Origin of the sequence: Mycobacterium gordonae (genome assembly GCF_017086405.1) — a bacterium.
GTDB classification, from domain to species: domain Bacteria; phylum Actinomycetota; class Actinomycetes; order Mycobacteriales; family Mycobacteriaceae; genus Mycobacterium; species Mycobacterium gordonae_D.
In genome coordinates this window covers 4,663,392-4,686,470 of record NZ_CP070973.1, presented here as the reverse complement: position 1 = coordinate 4,686,470, position 23,079 = coordinate 4,663,392, and the positions used below count along the sequence as shown (strand labels likewise).

The following is a 23,079-nucleotide window of genomic DNA, read 5'->3' as shown; positions in this document are numbered from 1 at the left end:
TATGGTCGACGGCTGGTTAGTCAGATCTGACTATCGCCAATGGCGGAAAGATGCCTAGTTGTGGTCATGACGGGCCGGCAACGCGCCCCGTAGCGTCGATGCATGGTGACCGGCATCGTGACACGCGGGCAGGGCATCAGCCGCATCGTCCCAGCCGAGGAACTGCGCAGCCGGCGGGGCGCATCCGGATGCAGCGTCGTCGGTGCGCTCAAATCTTCACGGAAACAACGGAATACCACCACACACGACAAGTGGGCTGAACCGCTTAACGACGGCGGTTGAGGCGGCCCGTTGTCGCCCATTGCCGCCAGCCCGATCTTTCATAGCTCACCAGACAGGCCGCGGTTTGGCGATCGAACCACTCGTCACGACCTCTTGGTCCTGACCCATAGGAAGGGTGCCGAAATGTCCTTTGTAATCGCGCTACCGGAGTTGATGAACACGGCAGCAACAGATCTGGCCGGAATAGAGTCCGCGCTTCACTTTGCGAACGCCGCTGCGGCAGCCCGTACGACGGGTCTGCTGGCCGCGGCCGGGGATGAGGTGTCGGTCGCCATCGCGGAACTGTTCGGGGCGTTCGGCCAGGGCTATCAGAGCGCGAGCGCGCAGGCGACGGCGTTTCAGCAGCAGTTCGTGCAGGCTTTGACCGGCAGTGCGGGCTCCTATGCGATGGCCGAATCCGCTGCGGCGCAGCCTTTGCAAAGCCTGCTCGACGTGGTTAACGCGCAATTTGTGGCACAGACCGGGCGTCCGCTGATCGGCAACGGCGCCAACGGCGCTCCTGGGACGGGCCAGAACGGTGGCGCCGGTGGATGGTTGATCGGCAATGGCGGGGCGGGTGGGTCCGGAACCTCAACGGCGGGAGCGGACGGTGGCAAGGGCGGTGCCGGCGGGGCCTCGGGTCTGTTCGGTAGTGGCGGTGCCGGTGGGGCCGGCGGTACCGCGACAACGGCCGGCAAGGCTGGGGGGGCGGCCGGGGCGGGCGGCAACGCCATGCTTGTCGGTTCCGGTGGGGTCGGTGGTGTTGGCGGTTCGTCCACTGACGCCGCGGGCGCGGGCGGTGGGGCCGGTGGGCTTGGCGGCAACGCCGGTCTGCTCTTCGGGGCCGCGGGGACTGGCGGCGCGGGCGGATTCACCTTCGGAACCGCCCCTGGCGGCGCCGGTGGAACCGGGGGGGCCGGCGGGCTGTTCGCCGACGGCGGAGTCGGTGGATCGGGCGGGGCCGGCGCCTCGGGCGGGGCCGGCGGCGCCGGCGGCGACGGGGGAATGTTCGGCACCGGCGGTACGGGTGGGGCCGGCGGAACCGGCACGTCCACCACTGCCGGCACGGCCGGTGGGGCCGGCGGCGCCGGCGGCGCCGGCGGGATGTTCGGCGCCGGGGGCACCGGCGGCAGCGGCGGTTCGAGCCTGGGCAGCACCGGCGGGGCAGGTGGGGCGGGCGGCAACGCCGGCACGCTCGGCTTCGGCGATGGCGGCGCCGGTGGTGCCGGCGGAGAAGGACTCAACAACGGCCAGACGGCCGGCGGCGCGGGCGGTGCCGGCGGCAATGCCGGCCTGCTCACCGGAAACGGCGGCGCCGGGGGCGCCGGCGGCTTGGGGCGCACCACTGGGGGCACTGGCGGAGTGGGCGGCAATGCCGGTCAGTTGATCGGCTCCGGCGGTACCGGGGGCAGCGGCGGAGCTGCCGTCACCACCGGCGGGATCGGCGGCGCCGGCGGCAGGTCCGGGGTGCTCGGCAACGGCGGCAACGGCGGTAACGGCGGAGCCGGTGTCACGACCGGCGGCAACGGTGGGGCCGGCGGCAACGGTGTGCTGATCGGCAACGGCGGCAACGCCGGCAGCGGCGGAACGGGCGGGGTGACCACAGGCAAGGCCGGCGTCGGCGGCATCAGCGGGCAGCTGTTGGGCGCCGACGGCTTCAACGCACCCCTGAGCACCAACCCGGTGCACGTCTTACAACAAGATGCGCTCAACATCGTCAATCAGCCAGTCCAGGCACTGACCGGGCGTCCGCTGATCGGCAACGGCGCCAACGGAATTCCGGGAACGGGAGCGGCCGGCGGGGACGGCGGTTGGCTGTTCGGCAATGGCGGCAACGGCGCGCACGGCGTGACCAGCACCGCCGCCGGCGGGGCCGGCGGCGCGGGCGGGTCCGGCGGGGCCGGGGGGGTCTTGTTCGGCAACGGCGGTACCGGTGGCGCCGGCGGCATCGCCAACGGCGCCGGCGGTATCGGCGGTGCGGGCGGTGCCGGCGGCTCAGCCCTGCTCAACGGCGCCGGCGGCACCGGCGGTGACGGTGGGCAGGCGATCAATGCCGGCAAGGGCGGGGCAGGCGGGCGCGGCGGCAACGCCGGGTTCCTCTCCGGCGCGGCCGGCACGGGCGGTCACGGTGCGGGTCCCGGGGCCACCGGTGTGGGCGGGGCCGGCGGTAACGGCGGCCTGTTCAGCAATGGCGGAGTCGGCGGGGCGGGCGGCCCCGGCGCCACGGGCGGGGCCGGCGGAAACGGGCTGGGGTTCGGCGACGGCGGCGCCGGCGGTGCCGGCGGGCTGGCCGGCAGCGGCGGGGCCGGCGGCACGGGCGGTCTGTTCGGCGCCGGTGGCACCGGGGGCGCGGGTGGGTCCGGCGGCAACACCGGTGGAGCCGGGGTGTCGGGGGCAACGCCGGCGCGCTGTCCCTCGGCGCCGGCGGGGCCGGCGGCAGCGGCGGGACAGGCACCCTGACCGGTGGGGCCGGTGGGTCCGGCGGCAACGCCAGCCTCCTATTCGGTTCTGGCGGTGCGGGCGGCAGTGGGGGGCACGGCGGCGCCGGCGGCAGCACCACCCAACAGGGCGGCGCCGGCGGCGCCGGCGGAAATGGCGGCCTCCTGGTCGGCTCGGGCGGGGCCGGTGGGGCTGGCGGGTCCGGCGCCAACGCCAACGGCAACGGCACCGGAGGTGCCGGCGGCGCCGGCGGCAAATCCGGCGTGACCGGCAGCGGCGGTGACGGTGGTGCCGGTGGATTCGGCGCCACTACCGCAGGCAAAGGCGGTAACGGCGGCAACGCCCTACTCGTCGGCGATGGCGGCAACGGCGGCAACGCCGGGAAAGCCGGCGGCACAGCCGGCACCGGCGGCGCCGGTGGACTGCTGCTCGGCGACAACGGAAACAACGGGAAGGCATAGTCGCACCCAGGACGGGGCCGCGCGACGACATGCGCGCCGACCCGGCAAGATTCTGGTGGTGCTGGATGAGGCCCGGCGGCTGCGACCGGCCGGTCGTCGGCGGTGGTCATCGCAGTCGACTCCAATCAGCCACGATTACCGCCCTGTTGGCGTCGGCAGAAGGTCGACGGCATGATGAGCCGAACACCGGATTCGAGGAGCCGAGACAAGCATGCGGAAGGCCGCCGTCAAGATCGTCGTCTTGTTGGCGCTCACCTCTCTTGCCTTATGCGCCGCAGCGCGTTCGCCAGTAATCACCGACGCGTTCGCCGCCGCACCGGAACACCTTGAGCTGTCAAACAATTGGATGCTGTCTCCGGCACAGACGATCTCGGTGGGCGGTGACAGCGTGTCGTCGCCGGACTACGACGCCGCCGCGTGGTACCAGGTCCGGCGAATGCCGGCCACCGTGTTGGAGATACTCCGGGAAAACGGTGTCTACCGAGATCTCTATGTGGGCAAGAATCTTCGCGATCACGTGCCACCGGATCTCTATCAACGCGACTGGTGGTACCGCACCCAGTTCACCGCGCCCGAGGGTCGCCAGACCTATCTGTTGGGATTCCCCGGCATCAATTACCGCGCTGACATCTGGTTGAACGGACGGTTGGTGGCCGGCCGCGACCAGGTCGCCGGGATGTACGCCGCTCATCAGTTCGACGTGACGCCGTTGATTCGGCCCGGGCAGCCGAACTTTCTGGCTGTGCAGGTGGCCCCCGAGCGTGCGCTGCAGGACGTGGACGGTGTCGAGTTGGCCGACAGCTGGAACGACTGGATCAACTGGGACTACCTCGGTCTGCCGGCGCCCGATCGGGATCCGGACCGGCGCGGAACGTCTTTCGTGCCAGACCGAAACGCCGGCATCTGGAAGCCGGTGTACCTAAATGCGCTGGGAGGCATGGGAATCGGTTCGGCAACGGTCAATTCCGAACTTCCCCTACCGCGCACCGACAGTGCACGGTTGACCGTCCGCGCCGACCTGCACAACTACTCCACTCGACGCGCGCGTGGCGTTCTGCGCGTCATCATCACTCGTCCTGACAAATCCGCGGTTTACGCCGAGCAGGCGGTCACTCTCGCGCCGGGCGAGGAACGCCAGCTCACGTTGACACCAGATACATTCCCGCAATTGAACTTTGAGCATCCTGACCTCTGGTGGCCGCATACCATGGGTCGGCCGAGCCTGCATGACCTCCGGCTGGAGCTGCGGGTCGACAATCGAGTCAGCGATGCCAAGGAGCTTCGTTTCGGCATCCGGACCGTCACCCAGCATCGAGACACAGGTTTCTCAGGTGAGGGCGGCGACTTCTTTCTGGAAGTCAACGGGAAGAACTTCCCGATCCGCGGAGCGGCGTACACCCCGGATCTGCTCTTCAGGTACGACCCCGACCGAGAGACCGCAATTCTGCGGTACGCAAAGGATCTGGGTCTCAACATGCTTCGATTCGAGGGCAAACTAGCCAGTGAACATCTCGTCGAAAAGGCGGACGAGATGGGCATCCCGCTGATGGCCGGCTGGATGTGCTGCAACCAATGGGAGAAGTGGGAGCAGTGGGACGCCGAAGACGACCGGGTGGCGATGGCCAGCCTGCGCTCACAGGTCCAGGCGCTTCGCTCGCATGCCTCGGCGTTCATCTGGGCGAACGGCAGTGACGGGTTGCCACCACCGATAATCCGCGCCCGCTACCGGTCCATCCTTGAAGAGCTGCACTGGCAGAACGCCATCGTCGACACCGCATCCCTGCAGGCCCGGGATGGCGACGGCATCGCGCAATGGGACGGAATCGATATGGCGGGGCCCTACACGTGGCGACCTCCCACCTACTGGTTCAGCCGCCGATATGGTGCCACCTGGGGCGCATCCGCGGAACAGGGCAGCAATGAACAGATCCCCCCGTTCGCCAGTCTGCGGAAATTCATCCCGCCGGACAAGCTGTGGCCGATCAACGACAGCTGGTATTTCCACGCGGGGGGGCAGCCGAAAAATGCCGCATTACTCAGTGCGCAGCGCTCAATCGGCATGCGCTACGGGCTGTCCAGCAGCGCCGAGATGTTCGCTGCCAAAGCGCAATTGGCCCAGTACGAGGGCGCCCGTGCACAGTTCGAGGCCTTCGCCGCCCAGGGATGGAATACCCACAAGATGACCATCTACTGGATGCTGAACAGTCACTGGCCGTCCTTCTTCGGGCAGCTCTTCGACTACTACCTACGCCCGGGCGGGGCGTATTTCGGAGCGAAGAAGGGGCTGCGCCCGCTGTCCGTCGTATTCGATTCGTATGCCGGCGGCAGCGGTAGCCCGGGGCGCGTCAGTGTCGTCAATCAGACGCAGAACGACGAGCGGGATCTGTACGCACGGGTCCGTGTCTACGACCTGCAGGGGGCCCTACAGGCTGACCAAACCTCCAGGCGCATCGATGTGCCCGCGGGTGACGCCGTCGCAGCCATGTCCCTGCCGGGTGGCGTCGCAAGCTCACCCGTGTTCTTCGTCCGGTGTCAGTTGACCCGCCCTTCCGGCGAGATCGTCGCGGAAAACGTGTACTGGCAGTCCCAGCAGCCCGATGACGTCGGGGACCCGGACAATGACCGCGCATTCGATTCGACGCAGGCCAGCTGGGCGGACATGACCGCACTGAATTTCATGCCGCGCGTGCCGTTGGATATCACGGCCCACTCGACCGATGGCAGCGTCGTCATCCGGCTGCACAACCCCACGCAGAACGTCGCGTTCTTCGAACGTGCCGAGATCGTCTCGGCGCGCTACGGCGACGAAATTCTTCCGGTGCAGTACGACGACAACTACGTGACCGTATTTCCGGGAGAGACCGCCGAGATCCGCGGAGCCGTCACAGGTCAGGGTTCGTCAGCGCACTGGGTCCGGGTGACTGGACACAACACGTCCCCGATCACCGTCCCCGTGTCATGACACCGCGCGCGTCAAACCCGGTTGCGCGCAGGTGAAAATCGTTCAAGCTGCACTGGCGGCCCGTCTGCCGAGGGAGGCGGCACCAGGGCGGCGACACCATCGACCACGCTCGAGACCTTGCGGCTTCGACGGTCAACGTTGAGCGTCCCGTGTTGGAAGTTCTGTGAGATCCATTCTGGTTCTTGGATCTCGGCGCTGGTCGGCAGCCCCAAGGCGCTGTGTTCGTAGCCCAGGGCGCCCCAGGCGGCGTAGATGGCACCGGTGACGGGCTGGGCGCCGCTGGCCGCGGACCAGTACATCGCTCCCTTGTCGAAGATGACGTACCGCGTGCTTCCTGCTCCCTGTGATTCCGGCGATCTCGGTGCGCCCAGCGCGCCGTTCATTCCGCCCATCGCCTGCCACCGGTCAGAGATGGCACTACCTTCCAGCGATTGCGCTAGCTCCGAGGGGCTCGGGCGGCTGGTGAACTTGGTTGCAATATCCCGAATCTGGCTCATCAGGACATACCCGAGCTTGCCCGGGCAATCGGTGTCACTGACGTCGCGATGGGCGAAGATGCTCGGCAAGGTCACAACGGCGCCGCGTGGGACACGGGTGTATGGTCCCCCGTCCGATGTCAACGCGGTGCTGCCATGAGGGTCGACACCATCCATGGCAAGCCGCCAGCCGAACAATCTGCCCACGGTGCGCACTTGAACCGGCGTGGGGCCCACCGCATCGAACTCGCCGATCATGCACACCGCCCACGTGTTGCGGTTGAAACCTCCGGTATGTGTGCCCTGAACCGGTCTGGCCAGCCCGCCGAATCGGCCCTCGAACACCTGCCCGTACTTGTCGACGAGCGCGTTGTAGGCGATGTCCGGCCAGCCCAGATTGCGGGTGTGGTAGGCGTAGATCGACCGCACGATCGCCGCGGAATCCTGCGGTCCGTACTCGTTCACGGTGGCGGTGTGGTGCAGGACTCCGGCCTTGATTCCGTTGTCATACACCGGGGCTCGGCGGCGAAGCATCTCGTCGGCCCCCCACTGCGCGCGGATGATGACGTTGGGCGGCTGCCCGGGGGCCTCGACCGCCGCCACCAGGACGGGATCGGCTCCCGCACGCGGAGGTGGCGCCAGACCCGCTGCGACAGCGCCCAGGCTCAGCGCAACCGGGGCGGCCGCAACGTATTTCAAGACGTTGCGGCGTGGAACAGCGGGTGTCGCTGAGCACCCGCACGATAACGGCACGGCAACACCGTACTCGCGTCGACGAAATTTCCGACGCGACCCGCCGCAGCGGATTTCCTTCGAACACAGCGGATTAACAGCTTTGTCAAAAGGATCTCAGGAACGAGAGTCGACGTGTCCACACGTTTGTGCTGAAAATCGGCCTCAGCCAACGTATGTCAGAAACAGCGGGTTGTAATCACTTGGTAGGTAGTCTGCTTCGCAACTGACTGCTTCGTTTACCGGACCATGCTTTCGCTGATCGCCGGCGCCGCGGGTCCGGTGATGGCTGAGGTGCGGCGAAGATTCGCTCAGTACGAACCCTTGGAAAGGGGAGTCCCAACTCCTGCGTCTTTGTGCTATAGCCAATCTAGGGGGTAATGGCTGCAGCTCTGAGGGAAGGACACCGGACCATGATCGTTGCACGAGGTATCGTCTCGCTCGCCGTGCTCAGCGGCTGGCTCGCGGTCGGCTCGGCTGGTGTCGCCTCGGCTTCCCCGGCCATGAACGGCCACTACATATCGATTGTGACCTCGGCATCCGGGGAGGTCACCACCAGCGACTGGTACGTCACCCCGTGCGGTGAGGGATGCGCATCGGTCGCCAACACCCCCGGTGGACCGGCCTTCGGGGAGGCGCGGATCTTCGACGGCCAATGGACACTGGCATGGCACTCCGACGCGTTCTGTCCCTCGGGTACGCGGGTTCCGGGCGCTTACGCCAGCTTTGCCAGATGGGATCCGATTACCTTTGCCGGAGAGAATCAATCGGGCATCACGAGGCCGATATGCGGGTCCGATAAGGGGTTGCCGCGGGTGACCCAGCATCTGGAGCTCACTCAAGTGGGATAGGGCGGCTGCGATCACCGCGGACTGATGGGGCGGGGTGACGGTGTGCCGACGTCGACAGGCGCCGGCGTGTCGATGCCGGGCTGTCCGACCGGGACGCGGCACGTGCCGTGGCAGGCGGCCGGCGACCCCCGACGAGTGAACGTCAGATGGCTCGGTCATGACGATTCGGCGTGTCATGCGCTATTCGTCGTCCGTTTCACCCTGCGCAGATTATTAAGTAACTGTGGCAAATCACCATGTGAACCTGACCCAGCAGGAGAGCTCGTTGATCGCCGAGAGTCACGCCGACGCGCTGGCGCTCATGAATGAGAAGCAGTTGAAGGATTTGCAGAGCCGGCTCAGGACTGCGCGTGAGAAGAACTTCAGCCTGCTGAGGCGGCAGGGAGCGGCTCGCGTCGAGGCCGAAGGAGCGCGCGGCGCCGCGCAACCGGCCAACGAACGGCGCAGTGAGAAGGTCGTGGTATTCGACGAAGCGCTGGCCCGAGTGACCCAGCGCCTCGAATCCGTTCGCGGGACGGATCCCGGGCGATCGTGACGGTGCCGGGTCTATCGGCAACGGCATACCCACCGCGCTATCGGTCTTAGCGGTCGGATCGCGACCGCCGAGTTGGGCGACCCCTTCGAGATCACCCCGCAGCCACCTCGTCACCGCCGACGGGCTGATCCGCATGGTGCGGCCGGCGGGATGCGGAATCGCGTGGCTTCTCGGTCAGAAGCCTCCGATCGCTTCACCCTTTTTCCCCCGTTGCGGCCTTTGACCTGCTGATATCGCAAAACACCAGAAATCCGCAAGCGCGCCCCTATACGTTTCCAGCACGACGCTGACACGCGACATACCGAAAAGGAGAATCCACATGCAGCGAATCATTGCCGGAGCGGTGCTCTCGGGTGCGCTTGGGTTGGCAACGCTGGGGCTCGGCGCAGGGAGCGCACAAGCCGACCCCGGGACGGGAATCTGCAACCAATTGGCGATGTGCAGCCGCATCTGGTGCCCCGGCAGCCCGCTGCCCATGCCGGATGTCGTCTGGGACATGAACACGTGCCACCACTACTACGGCGGAAGCCTGGGCCACCCGGGAACCGAGGGCGGCATTCAGGTCGGCGCGCACATCCTCGAGGGAGACCCGTCCCCGGCGAACACCTGCAACGGATCGCCCATCTGTTTGCCCGGCCTGTGAGATAGCGCTCGATTCCGGCCGGTTGGTTGATGATCCGAACGCCGGCCGTCGGGATTGTTCGTTTCACGACGGCCGGCGCAACCGGTGCTCAATTGGGCGGCCATGCGAATGCGTCCACACCCGTGTCGATCTGCCTGGGGGACCGATTGTCCACATCGGTCACCACCAGGTGTTTGTCCGAATCCACATACGCGACAACGTCTCCCGGTCCCCAGACAGGGCCGGGACTGTCCGTCGCCACCTGGCTGATCGTCGTGCGGGCCACCGACGAGTGCGCATCGGCAACCCGGATGGCCTTCGACGACCCGTCCGCGCTCGTCTCGGTGAACGCCATGGCGCCGGACGACAGTGCGGCGATGTCGCCGTAAAGCGACTGTCCCTTGATCAGCGGTGTCGCCGCCGCCGGCGGATCGGCGGGTCCGCCGGCGGGGGCGGCGACTGAGTAAATGCCGCCGTCACGGAGTGTGAATGGAATCCCGTCGAACAAATGACCGGATGCGTTCCCGTTGGCGAACCAGATCGCCTGACCCGCAACGTCATACGTAACTGAGAAGGCGTTGGTGTCCTTGGCGACGGGAACCGACGCGGCACCGACGGTGAGCACGTTGACGTCGACGGGGGACACGTCGCTGCGTCCCCCGGCCCAGGCGATGTGCTGGCCGTCAGGCGCCCACCCGTAGTTGTCGTCCGCGAACATCCGCAGTGATTGCGAGACGGTCCCGCCGCTCTTGGCATCGGCCACCAGGAGCAGCCCGCCCCCCTCCCCGGCCTGCAGGAAGGCCACGCGCTCCCCGGTGGGGGACCAGCGTGGGCGCACGATCGTCGAAGCGCCGCCCGATGCCGGGTTGCCGAATCCCGGCAAGAGGGCGCCGGGATCCACGAGACGCCGCATGCCCGTGGGCGCCCGCGCCGGCGACAGATCCAGAACCCACAGCTCCCCACCGTAGTCAGACGCGTTCGCCCGGTGGATGTATGCCACATGTGCGAGGTCGGGAGATGGCGCCGGGTCGGTGTCCGCCGGTCCGTCAGTGAGTCTTCGGCCCGGCGCACCGGCGGGGTCGCTGAGGTAGAGCGCACCGCCCTTCGAATAGACGAGTGCGGCGTGGGTGCCGGGAGAAGCGCTTGGCGCCAAGGGCTTCGAGGGTGCGGGATTGGGGGCCGACGTGCAAGCGGCGACGGCCAAACCCGCGATCTGCACCAGAAGCCAGGCGCCACGTGCCCGGGGTCGCTGGTGTCCGGGACTCCAACGACCGGTCATCCCTGCGAGCGGCCTTGATAGGCCCCGTCGACGTACTCGTCGCAGTGGTCTTTGAAGCAACAATTCGAGTAGTAGATTTCGGCGTCACCGTGCCAGGCGGTGTACTTGCCACCCGAGGCAGCGCAATCGCTCTCGATCTGCTGTGCTCTGACCCAGTTGAACAGACTGGTCGGATATGCCTGGCCTTGGTAGCCGACGTATGCCACACCGAGGAAGTGGTCGGCGTCGCGGGTCCACGCCACGGCTCCGTCTTTGGCCTGCCAATCGGCGCCGGCGCCGCGCCCACACGCGATGTAGCCGTACTGTTTGCCGCCGGAGTCGAGCACCGCTGTTGGATCAGCCGATTGCTTTCCGGGGCATGTCGCGGGCGTCCACGTCGAGCTCTTCAGGCTGGAGGTGAAGGCGTCATACATCCCGGTGTAGTCGCGAAACAGCGAGTAGGTCGCATACGTCGGGCCGCTGGGCAGGGCATTGTCCCGGCACTCGACGGCGGCTGACGCGGTTTTCGGAGTGGTCGGTTTGCAGGAGTCGCTGCTGTAGCCGGCAGGCAGCATTCTCATCAAGTCGGCCATGGGATCTGCACCGGCTCGCGGGGCTGCCCCGAGGGCGGTCCCCAGGATGGCCGCAACAACAGCTAGAACGCGAAGCATAAAGCTCATGTTCGGCCGGTGACCGCTGTCATGACAGGGACTTTCTACCTCGACGCAGGCGCCTAAGTGCCCTACACGAGGCAATGCTAGGTGCCCGCGGTCTCAGCGGCGGTTGGCCCGCCGCCGTGAGCTGGTCCGAAGGTGGACCCAGAGCACGAGAACCCCGGCCAGGACGATCCCCGTCAGGTTCACCCCAAGCTGGATGGCGGACTGTTCGGCGACCTGCCAGTCGCCCACGGTGGCGGCGACCACGGCGAACCCGGCCGCCGGAACCGTGGTGACCGAGATGAAAACCCCGACCAGCGCAGCGGATTTCGCGGAAACCAACGAGAGCATGCCGGCCGCACCGGCGAACAGTGCGACCACGAATGACAGCGGTCCGACCTGGAAGATGAAGTCGACCTGATCGAGTTGCCGGATGGTGCCGAGCTTGATCCAGCCCACCGTCTCGCCGCCCAGTACGGCGACCGCGGTGACCAACATCGCCACCGGGAAACCGACCAGCAACGCCAGCGCCGCCCGCCGGGCGAGGTAGCCGCGGCGGCGCACAATCGACACCGCGAGCGCGGCCAGCGGCCCGAACTCCGGGCCCACCACCATCGCGCCGACAACCGTGACCGGCGAGTCCGTCACGACGCCGACGGCCGCGATGAGGCAGGCCAGGGTCAGGAATGTCAGGAAGGTGGCGTTCAGCGTCGACTCTTCCCGAGATCGCTCGGCCAGTTCGTCCCAGATGACGGCGTCCGCAGGGTCACCGTCGGCCTCGTTCTCGGCGCGATATGCCGCCGTCGACACCACCGTGTCCACCACGTCGAGGGTGATCGCTCCGCGACGCTTGAGTCCGAGCGCCTTGAGTTCGTCGACGACGTCGTTGGCGCTTTCTCGGGCGATGTCCGCGGTGATCTCGTCACCCCGCGGATCCAGCGCGGCGTCGCGGTGCACGACGATGTGGGTCACCCCCACCTCACGGCGAAGGATTTCGAGCACCGAATCGCTCGACTCGGTCGGCGCGATCACCCGCAGATGGAGCATCCACCGCACATTAGCGGCAACTCCGATGGGGACGGCGACACGCCGCCTATCGGGGCAGCACCGCTTCGATGGCGCGGATGACCTCGGGAGCGTCCGGTTCGGTCCGGGGCCGGAACCGGTTGACGACCGTACCGTCGGGGGCGACCAGGAATTTTTCGAAGTTCCACTGGATGTCGCCCGCTTTGCCGTCGGTGTCGACGGCCTTGGTCAGCTCGGTGTAGAGGGGGTGGCGGTTGTCGCCGTTGACGTCGGTCTTCTCCAGCAGGGGAAACGTCACACCGTAGGTCGTCGAGCAGAACGTCTGGATCTCTTCGGCCGTCCCCGGTTCCTGCCCCATGAATTGATTGCACGGGACGCCGACCACCGTCAGGCCCCGGCCGCCATAGTCCTTCGCCAGCTTCTCCAGCGCCGCATACTGCGGAGTCAGCCCGCACTTCGAGGCGACGTTCACGACTAGCGTTGCGCCGTCGGATAATTGGGCCAGCGTGGCCGGTTTGCCGTCCAGGGTGCTCAGGGCGATGTCTTTGAGGGTCACCACACCGACGCTAGCACCGGGGAGGCTGTCCGATTTTGTTCATGATCTACTTCGTCGCCGCCTTGTCCGATCGCCAAACCGCCCAGGCTAACCGCCACCCGCGCGGAAGCAGCATGGGCACCCGTGCCTGGTAACGCCGGTACTGCTCACCCAGGGCCGCCACCAGATCTCGCTCCTCGAACTGCAGCGCGATCAGGATGTAGACAGTGAAGGCCGCGGCGAACAGCGCATGTCCCGTTGTCATGGTCGGGGCAGCCCAGAACGCGAGCAGGAACCCCAGCATCAGCGGATGGCGGACCAGCCGGTAGAGCAGCACGGCGCGAAAGCCCTTCTGCACATGCGGCTTCGACGACAGGTTGTGCAGCACCTGCCGAAGCCCGAAAAGTTCGAAGTGGTCGATCATGAACGTCGATGTGAGCGCAATCAGCCACCCGAGAGCACCTACCGCGTACACCGCTGTCCGAGCCGGCGTGGAATCGAGCTGCCAGACGGTGATATCGATCGAACGCCACTGCCAGTACAACAACGCCAACGCTGCGCTGGACACCAGCACATAGGTGCTGCGCTCGACGGGTTCGGGGACGAACCGGGTCCACCATCGTTTGAAGGCGGGTCGGGCCATCACGCTGTGCTGCAGCGCGAACAGCAGCAGCAAGCCGAGATCGATGGCCATCGCCTGTACAGGGGGGTCCTTGAGGGCGCGGTCGACGCTGCGCGGTACCGCCACGTCCACCACGAACCCCACCAGGTACCCGAATGCACCGAGGAACGCGACGTAGCTGAGAGCGCCGTAGACCAACCCAACGAGGCGAAGGGGCGTCCCCGCGTCCGCGGTCATAGCCGCCCCAGTGTGGGAGCGAACCGGGCAGCCGGTGCCGTTGTCGTCAACGTCGACAGAGTATTTCGACTCGTTCATGGTGCCGGTCACCTCGCGGGAATGATGTTCTGGTTGATACGAAATGTGTTGTCCGGGTCGTACTCCGCCTTGATCTCGGTGAGCCGGCGGTAGTTCGGCCCATAGGTGGCGCGGACCCGGTCTTGGCCTTCCTCCATCAGGAAGTTGACGTAGGCGCCGCCCGCGGAAGAAGGACGCGTTGCCTCCCAATAGTCCGCCGTAAACTGCCGCAGGGCAGGGCCGTTCGCCGGATCAGGGTCGACTCCGACGATGACTTGCGAGAAGTTGACGTCGCGGTAGGCCCACGCGGTCTCGGTTTGTCCGACCCGGTGCACCGCCCCGTCGATCGGGTACAGGTGCATCGCGGAGTGCATCGTCGGCAGTTCCTCGACGAACCGGGCGTGGGCCTGCACCGCGCCGTCGTCGATCTTCCGGAAGAAGTCACCACGCCAATACCACTGCAGCCCTCGGGGATACAACCCGTCGAACGTCGACTGCAGCGAAGGATAAGGGGCCTCGCCGATGCCATCGAAGGCGGGCTTCATCAGCCGGACGGGCGCGAACACCTCCTCGGCGCGCGCCGGGTCGCCGGTGTAGCACCACACGACAGAGCAGGCCTTCTGCAGGTGGAATTCCGGTGGGAAGGGATTGCCCGGCGGCACCGTCATCGTCGCGAAAAAGCCGTAGAGGTCGTCGTCTTGAGCGGGGATGAAGTCGCGGAACCAGCTGAGGATGTCGGCGGTGGCCGCACTCGGCCACGCCGTCGGACCACAGATGACCGACTGCACCGGGTGCAGCTGGAACGTGAACGAGGTGACGACACCGAAGTTGCCGCCGCCGCCGCGCAACGCCCAGAACAGATCGGGGTGCTGCGACCCGGAGGCGACGACGATCCGCCCGTCGGCCAGCACCACCTCCGCTTCCAGCAGGTTATCGATGGTCAGGCCGTACTTGCGCGAAAGATAGCCGTGGCCGCCGCCCAAGGTCAGCCCCCCGACTCCGGTCGTGGCGATGACTCCCGAAGGAGTCGCCAACCCGAAGGCGTGGGTGGCCGCGTCGACCTGTCCCCAGGTCGCGCCACCCTGCACCCGGACGGTCCGGGTATCGGCGTTGACCTCGATCCCGGCCATCGGGGAAAGGTCGACGACGATGCCACCGTCGACGCTTCCGAAGCCGGGCCCGCTGTGGCCGCCTCCGCGAACCGCCACGGCCAGGCCGGTCTTGCGCGCATAGGCGAGTGCCGCGGCAACGTCGCCCGCCGATGCACACCGCACGACCATGGCGGGCCGCTTGTCGATCATGGCGTTGTAGAGCGCGCGGGCGTCGTCGTATCCCGGGTCATCCGGAAGAATCACTCTCCCGGCCAATGACGTTGGGATACTGACCGCCCTCGCAGCAGACATCTCGCCACCTTTGGTCGAAGTCCGAAATCGATGCGGTGACGCTACGTCGCGGTGCCGCCACACGTCATGACCACAACGAAGCATTTCTGTTGGCGTCCGCGAATGGTCATATCTGACTATCGACTCGGTGGCCGTGGTCCCGTTACCTTGGGCGGATGGCGCAGTGGGTGCCACCACCACTTCCGGCCGAGGTCGTCGTACGCCGCCGCGGATCGTTCGTGGGCCGCTCCGGTGAATTGGCTGCGCTGGAGCAAGCCTGGGAGCGGGTCGAAAGCGGAGATCGCCAGGCGATTTTCGTCGGCGGGGAACCCGGGGCCGGCAAGTCTCGTCTGGTCGCCGAGGTCGCGGGTTCCCTGGCCGACCACGGAGTCGCCGTCCTGGTGGGTAGCTGCACCGCGGATGCCGGCGTCCCCTACGAACCGTTCGCGGAGGCGCTCGACCGTCTCTTGTCGGCAAGTGCTGCCGGTTCTTTCGCGCAACCGTTGGTCGAGGCGGGAGCGCAACTGATTCGGTTGTCGTCCCAGGTGCGGCGGCATGTTGCGGACTTGCCGGTCACCGACCACGCGGGCACCGGCCGACGGGTACTCCTGGATGCGCTGACCGGTTTTCTGCGCCACTTGGCAACTGAGCGACCCATTGCGCTGATCCTCGAAGACTTGCATTGGGCGCAGCTCCCGACGCTGGCGATGCTCGAACATGTGCTGGCCGGTTGCGCCGATGTACGCATGCTGGTGGTGGCGACGTTTCGCACCACCGCGCCGGAGCGCTCCGATGAGCTGCTGACCCGAATGGCGGAGATGCACCGGTTCGACGGTGTGCGCCGTCTGGATCTGGACGGCCTCGACACCGAGGCGATCGCGGAATTCGTCCGCCGCACCGAACGATTGTCCCGTTCGGCGCTGCGCACCGCGGCGGCCCTGCTACGCGACAAGACCGGTGGTAACCCCTTCTTCCTAACCGAACTCTGCAAGGATCTGGAACGACGAGGGGGCGTCGCTGCGCTCAGTACACACCGATCCGTTCCCAGCTCCATCGGCGACGCCATCGCCGGTCGGCTGGCCGGACTGGGGTCCGCTGTGCGGGAGATCATCGAGCAAGCCGCGGTGCTCGGCGAAACTTTCGACCTGCCGGCGCTGATCGCCGCCAGTGAAGCCGATCTGGCGGTGACGCTGGCGGCCGTCGATTCGGCCGAGGGCGTCGGCCTGATCAGTTCGGTACAGGGATCGGACGGGGAATTCTCGTTCGTGCACGCACTGACTCGCGAAGCCGTGGTCGCCAGGATGGCGGCCTCACGATTGCGGATATTGCACGCCCGCGCCGCCCGGGCCCTGGAGGAACGCGCCGACCCTTCGGTGATCCCGCGCCTGGCCAATCACTACCTGCTGGCCCATGTGCTCGGCTACCACGAGCAAGCCCTGCGCTACGCGCGGGAAGCGGCCCGGATCGCCGAGCACAGCCTGGCTTATGAAGACGCCGCGACCTGGTATGAACGTGCCTCGTCGCTGCCCGAGCTGAGCCGCGCCGAGCGGGCTGGGTTGCGACTCGGATCGGCCGCGAACCACGTTCGGGCCGGCGACTTCGCGCGCGCCCGCGGCATGTACGAGAACATCAGCGCGACCGACGATCCGCTGGTGCGACTGGAGGCGGCCATTGGTTACGAGGACGCGAATTGGCGTCCCGGGCTCGCTGATTCGAAGGCGGCCGACCTGTTGGCCGCGGCGCTGGAATCGTGCGGTCTGGACGCCGACGACCCACGCTACGTGCAAGCGCTGGGCAGTTTCGGCCGGGCGCTGGCGTTCGCCGGTGAGACGGTGCGTGCCCGAGATGTCAGCAGCCTGGCCATCGAGCGCGCACGCGGGGGAGACGACCCGGCGGTGCTCCTACATGCCCTGGAAACAAGTCTCTGGCACGGTCTCACGCCGGACATGTGCGAGCACCAACTGCAACGGTCGACCGAACTCTCACGCATTGCGCTGGCTCGGCGGGACTACGAGGCGCTGGGCTCAGCCGCGCACTTCCGGGCCCTGGCGAGCTATCAGGCGGGACGGCCCGACGACCTGGCCGCGGCGGTGGCCGACATGCAGCGTGCGGGCCAAACGTGCGGACAACCGTTTTTCAGCTTCGTAGGCTCCTGCGCTCACGGAGGCCTGGCGTACTTGCGAGGTGACTTCGAAGACGCAGAGCGGTGGGCCGAGATCGCGGTACGCACCGGCGGATTACTCGGCAGCGACACGACCGAAGGCTCCTACGGAGTCCAGATGTTCATGATCCGGCGCGAGACGGGGGCCCTCCGGCGGTTCAGCGGATTCGTTGACGGCAGTGAGACTTTCGCCGGTCGTTGGCTGCCCGGGTTGCTGGCTCTGTACACCGAGGTCGACTGTGAGCGGGGCATGGTCCGTGCGCTCAACCACCTGCTCAGCCGCAACCTCGGCGAACTGTCCGAGGCGGCGCGCTGGCCGATGGAGTTGATCTTCATGGTGGAAGCGGCTCTGGCGTTGGGGAACCGGGAAGCGGCCCACACCCTGCGGCCGTTTGTGGCGCGTTACGAAGGCAAGAATCTGATGGCGGGACAGTTCGTCGCGGTGTTCGGCAGCGCGGACCGTTACCTCGCCCGGATTGCGGCGCTGAACGGCGAAATCGATTCTGCCAATGCCTATTTCAGCTCGGCTCTGGAGATGGACCGACGACTGGGTTCGGTGGTGCACGTCGCCGAGACCCTCGCCAGGCGCGCACTGTTCGCGCTCGCCCACGGCGATACCGGACCCGCCAGGCAGTGGGCCGACGAGGCCCGCGCCATCGCCGCACGGATCGGGCAGACTCGGGTGGTCGAGCTGGTGGACTTGCAGATGACGGCGCACGGCCCGGACGGTCTGACCGAGCGAGAGGTCGAGGTGTTGCGGCTGCTGGCAGAGGGGCTGAGTAACCGGGCGATCGGTGAACGTCTTTTCATCAGCTCCAACACGGCCGCAAACCATGTTCGCAGCATCCTGATCAAGACCGGCGCCGCTAACCGCACACAGGCGGCCATGTACGCCGCTGACCACGAATTGCTGGGATAGCGATCAGATTTCAGCCATTCGCCCCGACGGTGTCACCCGGCCGGAGACTTCGACGATGACGTCTGCCGGCAGGCCGGCCCGCACCGCCGCTGACCTGATCGCCTCCGGCGTCGGCGCCTCGTAGAGGCAGTAGGTTTTGCGCTTGTCAGCGGACAGGAAGGAGTACAGCCAGCGAACGCCTTCCTGGTCGTTGATCCGGGTGATGCCATCCGCCGCTTCCAGGCTCGGTTCCAGCTCTTCGGCGTAGTTCCGTTCGACCATGAATATCGGCACCGCGTCTCCTTCGCTTGCGGTCGAACCCCCACCACGGCCGCCGAATATCGGGGCCGTACCTTCTCAAGATAGCCGCTTGCGGCGGGCTAGATTACCCGCATGCGCATTGTTCGCCTGTACGGTGTGGTCCTGTCGATCCTCGCGGCGAGTTTGCTGCTGGCAACCCCCGCCGGCGCGCAGCCGCCGGCCAAACTCACCGACCACATCACCGACATGACCGGGGCGTTGACGGATTCGGGTCGGGCGGCGGTCAGCTCGGCGGTGGACCGGCTGTATCGCGAGAAGCACCTACAGCTGTGGGTGGTCTATGTCGACAACTTCTCCAGGTTCAAGCCTGAGAATTGGGCAGATCGAACCCGCAGCGCGACCGGGATGGGTGACCACGACGCGTTGCTGGCCGTGGCCACGAACACCAAGCTCTACACGTTCACCGCGCCGGGGATCGCGGCAGACGAGTTGAGCGTTCTGCAGAGAAACCGCATCGAGCCGGCGGTGAGCGCGAAAGACTGGAGTGGTGCCGCGGTCGGCGCGGCCGACGGGTTGAACACAGCGCCAAGCTCGTCCAAGCGGGTTTGGCTTCTCATCGCGATCGGTGTCGGCGCGGTGGTGCTGATCGTGATGCTTGTCCTGCTCTACCGGAGGCACCGCCGGCGGCGCGCCGCACGTGCGATTGAAGCCGGAGACGGCCGGGCGAGTGTCGACGGCCCCCTTGACCCGGCGGGGCGGGCGTTGTCCACCGCAGAGACCAGAGTGCGTCAGATCTCCGACTACGCCGCTAAGTACCGTCAGAGCGTCGGGGCGGAAGCCAAGTCCAGGCTCGACGAGGCCAAACGACACTTGGCGGCCGCGCACAGCTCGGCATCCGGCAACCAGCGCGACGCCATCGCTCACGCCAACCAGGCTTCGACGCTCGCCGCGCAGGCACAGGCGCTGGCAAACGCCGACGTACAGGCAGCGCACCGCGCGCGGGGTTCTCGAAGTGCCCGGTGATCAGCGGCTCACGCGAACATCTGCCGGAGCAACTAGCTTTCCGTAATCGATCCCACCGTGGACGTCAGTAGGCGATACCGGCAAGAATCTCGTTCTGCCGCAAACCGGTTCGCACACTGCGGCTGTCGCTGCCGACCGGCGCCGCCGGTTGCTTGACGGACCCGCGGTGTTTTCGGCATCCACCGCGCCATTTCGCGCTGCAACGGCAGGCGTGACGGGACTGCCTGCGCCACAGAGCTTCCAGGCCTGCACGTCGGCGCGGGAACGCGCACCGAGGGAAGCGCTTCTCGGTTGCTTACCGTAGCCTCAACCGAGACGGCGCGATGCCGAAAGATCCATGCTCGCGGACTACGGAGTTGAAACCATGTGGCTGACAACCGTTTCGGTGCAACTGGACTCCGGGAGCAACCTGAGCCAGAGGACCTGAGCTATGCCCGCCGCAACCGCCATACATTTCTTCCTCGAATTGGCCGTCATTCTGGGAGCGTGCCGTCTGGTGGGGTTGCTGGCCCGATTCGTCGGGCAACCGCAAGTCGTAGGTGAAATGATCGCCGGGGTACTTCTCGGACCCTCGCTGCTGGGCCGAATTGCGCCGGGCATACAACACCATTTATTTCCCCCGGGGCAATTGAACACCGTCCTCTACATCATGGCGCAAATTGGCTTGGTGCTCTACATGTTCCTCATCGGGCTCAATTTCGACGTAAACCTCATCAAACATCGGGCCGGCACCGCGGTCGCCGTCTCTGCTGCCGGAATATTCGCGCCGCTTGCGCTGGGATCGCTTCTCGCTGTGCCCCTGCTCGCGCGAGGAATTTATTTCGACAAAAGCGTCACATTGGTCATGGCCATGATGTTCTTGGGCGCGTCGATCGCCACCACGGCATTTCCTATGCTGGCCCGGATCATCTTCGAACAGCGGCTCTCCGGCACGCCGTTGGGGACCCTGGCGCTGGCGTGTGGCGCGGCCGATGATGCGCTCTCCTGGTGTCTTTTGGCAATAGTGCTCGCCATCCACCGGGGAAATCCCGCCCTGGCTGCCACCGCGATAGTCGGCGGAATCCTCTACAGCGTGTTGCTGGTGACTGTCGGGCGAAAGGCACTCAATGTGCTGGGCACGATCTCCGAACGACGTAACACGATCACCGCGCCCGTGTTGAGCACCGTCCTGATCCTCCTCATGGCGTGCGCCTGGTTCACCGACACGATCGGTATTTACGCGATATTCGGTGCCTTCGTTCTCGGCGTGGCTATGCCGTCCGGTTTTTTCGCACAAGAACTCACCACCAGGCTCGAGCCCCTGGTGACCACGTTTCTGCTGCCGCTGTTTTTCGTCTATTCAGGACTGAACACGCAGATCGGGCTGCTCAACAGCCCGACATTGTGGGCAGTGACGCTGGGCATTCTCGTCGTGTCGGTTGCGGGAAAAGGCTTGGCGTGCGCGGTGGCTGCTCGGTTGAATAAGGTCCCGCTGCGCGAATCCATCGCACTGGGATCATTGATGAATGCGCGAGGGCTCATCGAGCTCATCCTGCTCAACATCGGTCTGCAAGCCGGCATCATCACACCGACGCTCTTCACCATTCTGGTCTTGGTCGCCATCGTCACGACCCTGATGGCCACGCCCATATTCGAGTTCGTCTACGGTCGGCACCGAGTGGACGAACCGAGCGTCCCGCCAGAGCGGGCGATCGCAGTCAGGGAAGGCTAGTCCTGTCTTGGCTTTGCCTCCTATGGCATATCAGACCGCGTTGGCCGGTCGGACTTCCCTGAGAACCGGAGCATGATTTCGTGTAACCTAATTAACTATTAAGTGTCTTTGCCAAACACTCCTGCTAAGGGGGACGAGTGGACGTGCGGGCGCAGCTGTCGCAACTGAGCTCGGAGGCGCGTCAGGCCCTGGCGCAGAAGATCAAGAGTCAACTCTCAGACAGCGAAGACCGCTCGTGCGAGTACGACGTGGCCATCGTCGGAGGCGGCGTCGCAGCACTCACTCTGGCTTTGGAGATCCACCGAGCGCGGCCCCAGACCAGACTGCTCGTCATCGAGCCGAACCCGCATCCCGCCCCGGAGATCACTCACACCGTCGGTGAGTCGACGGTCGAGATCTCCGCGCAGTATCTACGGGATCGCCTCGGACTGGCCGATCATTTGAACACGGCGCAGATCCGGAAAATGGGTTTGCGAATGTTTTTTTCGCACGACGACAACGCCGATATCGCCCGCCGAATGGAACTCGGCAGTTCCTCGTTCACGGCTCAGGTGACGTATCAGATCGACCGCGGCAGGCTGGAAAACGAGCTGAACCGACGCTGCGTTGCGGCGGGCGTCAGCATTGTCTCGGGTCGGGTACGGTCCGTCGAATTCGGTCGCGGAAATCGTTCCCATTCCCTTTCCATACAGGATGGCGAAACCGTCATTCACAAGACGGCTCGTTGGGTCGCTGACGCGTCGGGGCGAAATCGGGCTTTGCCCCGGCAATTGGAGCTGAAGCGGCCCAACGAGCACAACTGCAACGCCGTATGGCTGCGCGTCGCGTCGGAAATCGACATCGGTCAGTGGAGCGATGATCCGAGCTGGCAAGCACGCCTGATCGAAGGCGACCGTGCGATGTCGACCAATCATCTGATGGGTGAGGGTTACTGGGTCTGGCTCATCCGGCTTGCCTCCGGGGCGACCAGCGTCGGGATTGTGGCCGACCCGGCGTTCCACGCGTTCAATGATTTCAACACGTTGGCCAAGGCCAAATCGTGGTTACGCGAACACGAGCCGCAATGCGCGGCGGTACTGGCGGATATCGACCATCTGATCAAAGACTTCCGGGTGATGAAGAACTACAGTCACGGCGTCACCCAGGTGTATGACGGCCGCGACCGCTGGTGCGTCACCGGCGACGCCGGAGTCTTCCTCGATCCGCTGTATTCATCGGGACTGGACCTGGTGGCGATCGGAAACGGGCTCATCACCGACATGATTGTCCGCGAACTCGGCGGGGAAGATGTCGTGGGGCGGGCCGGAATAAGCGATTCGCTCTTTCGCTCTCTCACCGAAATGTGGCTGGCGATCTACTGCAATCAGTACATTCTGATGGGCTCGCCGGCTGTCATGGCCGCGAAGGTGATCTGGGACATCGCGTTTTACTGGGGATTTTTGGGTCTGCTCTACAGCAACGATCGATTTGTCAACGTCGCCGACGATCCCGGGGTGGTGCCCCACCTGGAGGGACTCATCGCGCTGAGTAACCGGATGCAACGGTTCTTCCGAGAGTGGGCCGCAGTCGCGGATGTGCGCCCGTCCGGGGGCTTTGTCGATCTGTACGCCCCGCTGAACTTCATGGTGACGTTGCACAAAGCCATGATGGGACGCGCTGCCGATTTCACCGCGCAGTTCGACGCGAACGCGCTGCTACTTCGTCAGATTGCAGGCCAGTTGGCTGAGACGGTAGTTGCGGAGCAATGCGAGAGGTTTTCCGATGACGAGGTCATGCAGCAGGTCCAGGCGTGGCAACGGGACTCCTTCCTGCAAGAACTCCGCGCCATCTACCGCCGGGAGCAGGCAATCAACCCGATCAGCGAAGAGTGGATCGTCAGCACCACACCCGCGCTCGAATTTAGTTGATCCTGC

General features: G+C 66.0%; 19 protein-coding genes and 2 pseudogenes. 13 read left to right on the top strand and 8 right to left on the bottom strand.

Going from position 1 to position 23,079, the window contains the following annotated elements:
• Positions 1 to 102 precede the first annotated feature (102 nt).
• From JX552_RS20055 to JX552_RS20040, 6 genes and pseudogenes are all read left to right on the top strand, one after another.
• On the top strand, positions 103 to 282 hold the full coding sequence (locus tag JX552_RS20055) for a hypothetical protein (protein WP_205873670.1): 180 nt from the start codon (positions 103 to 105) through the stop codon (positions 280 to 282).
• Between the two features lie 123 nt (positions 283 to 405).
• Positions 406 to 624: pseudogene (locus tag JX552_RS34185) on the top strand (PE family protein); the annotation flags it as partial.
• Between the two features lie 1,356 nt (positions 625 to 1,980).
• Positions 1,981 to 2,073: pseudogene (locus JX552_RS34180) on the top strand (PE family protein); the annotation flags it as partial.
• A gap of 702 nt (positions 2,074 to 2,775) precedes the next feature.
• On the top strand, positions 2,776 to 2,967 hold the full coding sequence (locus JX552_RS34175) for a hypothetical protein (protein ID WP_431195875.1): 192 nt from the start codon (positions 2,776 to 2,778) through the stop codon (positions 2,965 to 2,967).
• A complete protein-coding gene (locus JX552_RS34170) occupies positions 2,964 to 3,161 on the top strand; it encodes a PE family protein (RefSeq protein ID WP_431195874.1) in 198 nt (65 codons plus the stop codon). Before JX552_RS34175 ends, JX552_RS34170 begins: the two co-directional genes overlap by 4 nt.
• A gap of 211 nt (positions 3,162 to 3,372) precedes the next feature.
• Positions 3,373 to 6,123, top strand: a complete 2,751-nt coding sequence (locus tag JX552_RS20040; RefSeq protein ID WP_205873668.1) for a glycoside hydrolase family 2 protein — start codon at positions 3,373 to 3,375, stop codon at positions 6,121 to 6,123.
• Positions 6,124 to 6,134: 11 nt separating this feature from the next.
• Here JX552_RS20040 and JX552_RS20035 read toward each other — a convergent pair whose 3' ends face one another.
• Positions 6,135 to 7,298, bottom strand: coding sequence for an N-acetylmuramoyl-L-alanine amidase (locus tag JX552_RS20035; protein ID WP_431195873.1), 1,164 nt, complete (start codon positions 7,296 to 7,298; stop codon positions 6,135 to 6,137).
• Between the two features lie 446 nt (positions 7,299 to 7,744).
• On the opposite strand from JX552_RS20035, the gene JX552_RS20030 reads away from it, so the two are divergent.
• From JX552_RS20030 to JX552_RS20020, 3 genes are all read left to right on the top strand, one after another.
• Positions 7,745 to 8,182, top strand: coding sequence for a hypothetical protein (locus JX552_RS20030; protein WP_205873667.1), 438 nt, complete (start codon positions 7,745 to 7,747; stop codon positions 8,180 to 8,182).
• 238 nt (positions 8,183 to 8,420) lie between these two features.
• Entirely contained in the window at positions 8,421 to 8,717 is a 297-nt protein-coding gene (locus tag JX552_RS20025; protein ID WP_241010644.1) for a hypothetical protein, read from the top strand.
• Between the two features lie 319 nt (positions 8,718 to 9,036).
• Positions 9,037 to 9,360, top strand: a complete 324-nt coding sequence (locus tag JX552_RS20020; protein ID WP_142283972.1) for a hypothetical protein — start codon at positions 9,037 to 9,039, stop codon at positions 9,358 to 9,360.
• 88 nt (positions 9,361 to 9,448) lie between these two features.
• On the opposite strand, the gene JX552_RS20015 is transcribed toward JX552_RS20020, so the two are convergent.
• The 6 genes from JX552_RS20015 to JX552_RS19990 form a co-directional block, all read right to left on the bottom strand.
• Complete coding sequence (locus JX552_RS20015; protein WP_241010643.1) at positions 9,449 to 10,492, bottom strand: TolB family protein; 1,044 nt, start codon at positions 10,490 to 10,492, stop codon at positions 9,449 to 9,451.
• Positions 10,493 to 10,614: 122 nt separating this feature from the next.
• Positions 10,615 to 11,190, bottom strand: a complete 576-nt coding sequence (locus JX552_RS20010; RefSeq protein WP_205873665.1) for a hypothetical protein — start codon at positions 11,188 to 11,190, stop codon at positions 10,615 to 10,617.
• Positions 11,191 to 11,370: 180 nt separating this feature from the next.
• Entirely contained in the window at positions 11,371 to 12,300 is a 930-nt protein-coding gene (locus JX552_RS20005; RefSeq protein WP_205873664.1) for a DUF389 domain-containing protein, read from the bottom strand.
• A gap of 46 nt (positions 12,301 to 12,346) precedes the next feature.
• Complete coding sequence (locus JX552_RS20000; protein ID WP_205873663.1) at positions 12,347 to 12,835, bottom strand: glutathione peroxidase; 489 nt, start codon at positions 12,833 to 12,835, stop codon at positions 12,347 to 12,349.
• A gap of 46 nt (positions 12,836 to 12,881) precedes the next feature.
• Positions 12,882 to 13,673: a methanethiol S-methyltransferase gene (gene mddA / locus JX552_RS19995; RefSeq protein ID WP_205878573.1), complete on the bottom strand. Its 792-nt coding sequence runs from the start codon at positions 13,671 to 13,673 to the stop codon at positions 12,882 to 12,884.
• Positions 13,674 to 13,759: 86 nt separating this feature from the next.
• Complete coding sequence (locus JX552_RS19990) at positions 13,760 to 15,133, bottom strand: FAD-binding oxidoreductase (RefSeq protein ID WP_205873662.1); 1,374 nt, start codon at positions 15,131 to 15,133, stop codon at positions 13,760 to 13,762.
• A 155-nt stretch (positions 15,134 to 15,288) separates the two neighbouring features.
• Between JX552_RS19990 and JX552_RS33430 the strand changes: the two genes are divergently transcribed.
• The gene (locus JX552_RS33430; protein WP_205873661.1) at positions 15,289 to 18,192 is read left to right on the top strand and encodes an ATP-binding protein; all 2,904 of its coding nucleotides are present in this window, start codon (positions 15,289 to 15,291) and stop codon (positions 18,190 to 18,192) included.
• A gap of 3 nt (positions 18,193 to 18,195) precedes the next feature.
• On the opposite strand, the gene JX552_RS19980 is transcribed toward JX552_RS33430, so the two are convergent.
• Positions 18,196 to 18,465, bottom strand: coding sequence for a DUF4242 domain-containing protein (locus tag JX552_RS19980; protein WP_205873660.1), 270 nt, complete (start codon positions 18,463 to 18,465; stop codon positions 18,196 to 18,198).
• A 99-nt stretch (positions 18,466 to 18,564) separates the two neighbouring features.
• Between JX552_RS19980 and JX552_RS19975 the strand changes: the two genes are divergently transcribed.
• The 3 genes from JX552_RS19975 to JX552_RS19965 all read left to right on the top strand — a co-directional run bounded on the left by JX552_RS19975 (position 18,565) and on the right by JX552_RS19965 (position 23,073).
• Positions 18,565 to 19,455 carry a TPM domain-containing protein gene (locus tag JX552_RS19975; protein WP_205873659.1) on the top strand — a complete coding sequence of 297 codons (891 nt, stop codon included), beginning with the start codon at positions 18,565 to 18,567 and terminating at the stop codon, positions 19,453 to 19,455.
• Positions 19,456 to 19,885: 430 nt separating this feature from the next.
• Positions 19,886 to 21,166 carry a cation:proton antiporter domain-containing protein gene (locus JX552_RS19970; RefSeq protein ID WP_205873658.1) on the top strand — a complete coding sequence of 427 codons (1,281 nt, stop codon included), beginning with the start codon at positions 19,886 to 19,888 and terminating at the stop codon, positions 21,164 to 21,166.
• A gap of 143 nt (positions 21,167 to 21,309) precedes the next feature.
• The gene (locus tag JX552_RS19965; protein ID WP_431195995.1) at positions 21,310 to 23,073 is read left to right on the top strand and encodes an NAD(P)/FAD-dependent oxidoreductase; all 1,764 of its coding nucleotides are present in this window, start codon (positions 21,310 to 21,312) and stop codon (positions 23,071 to 23,073) included.
• Positions 23,074 to 23,079: the final 6 nt, after the last annotated feature.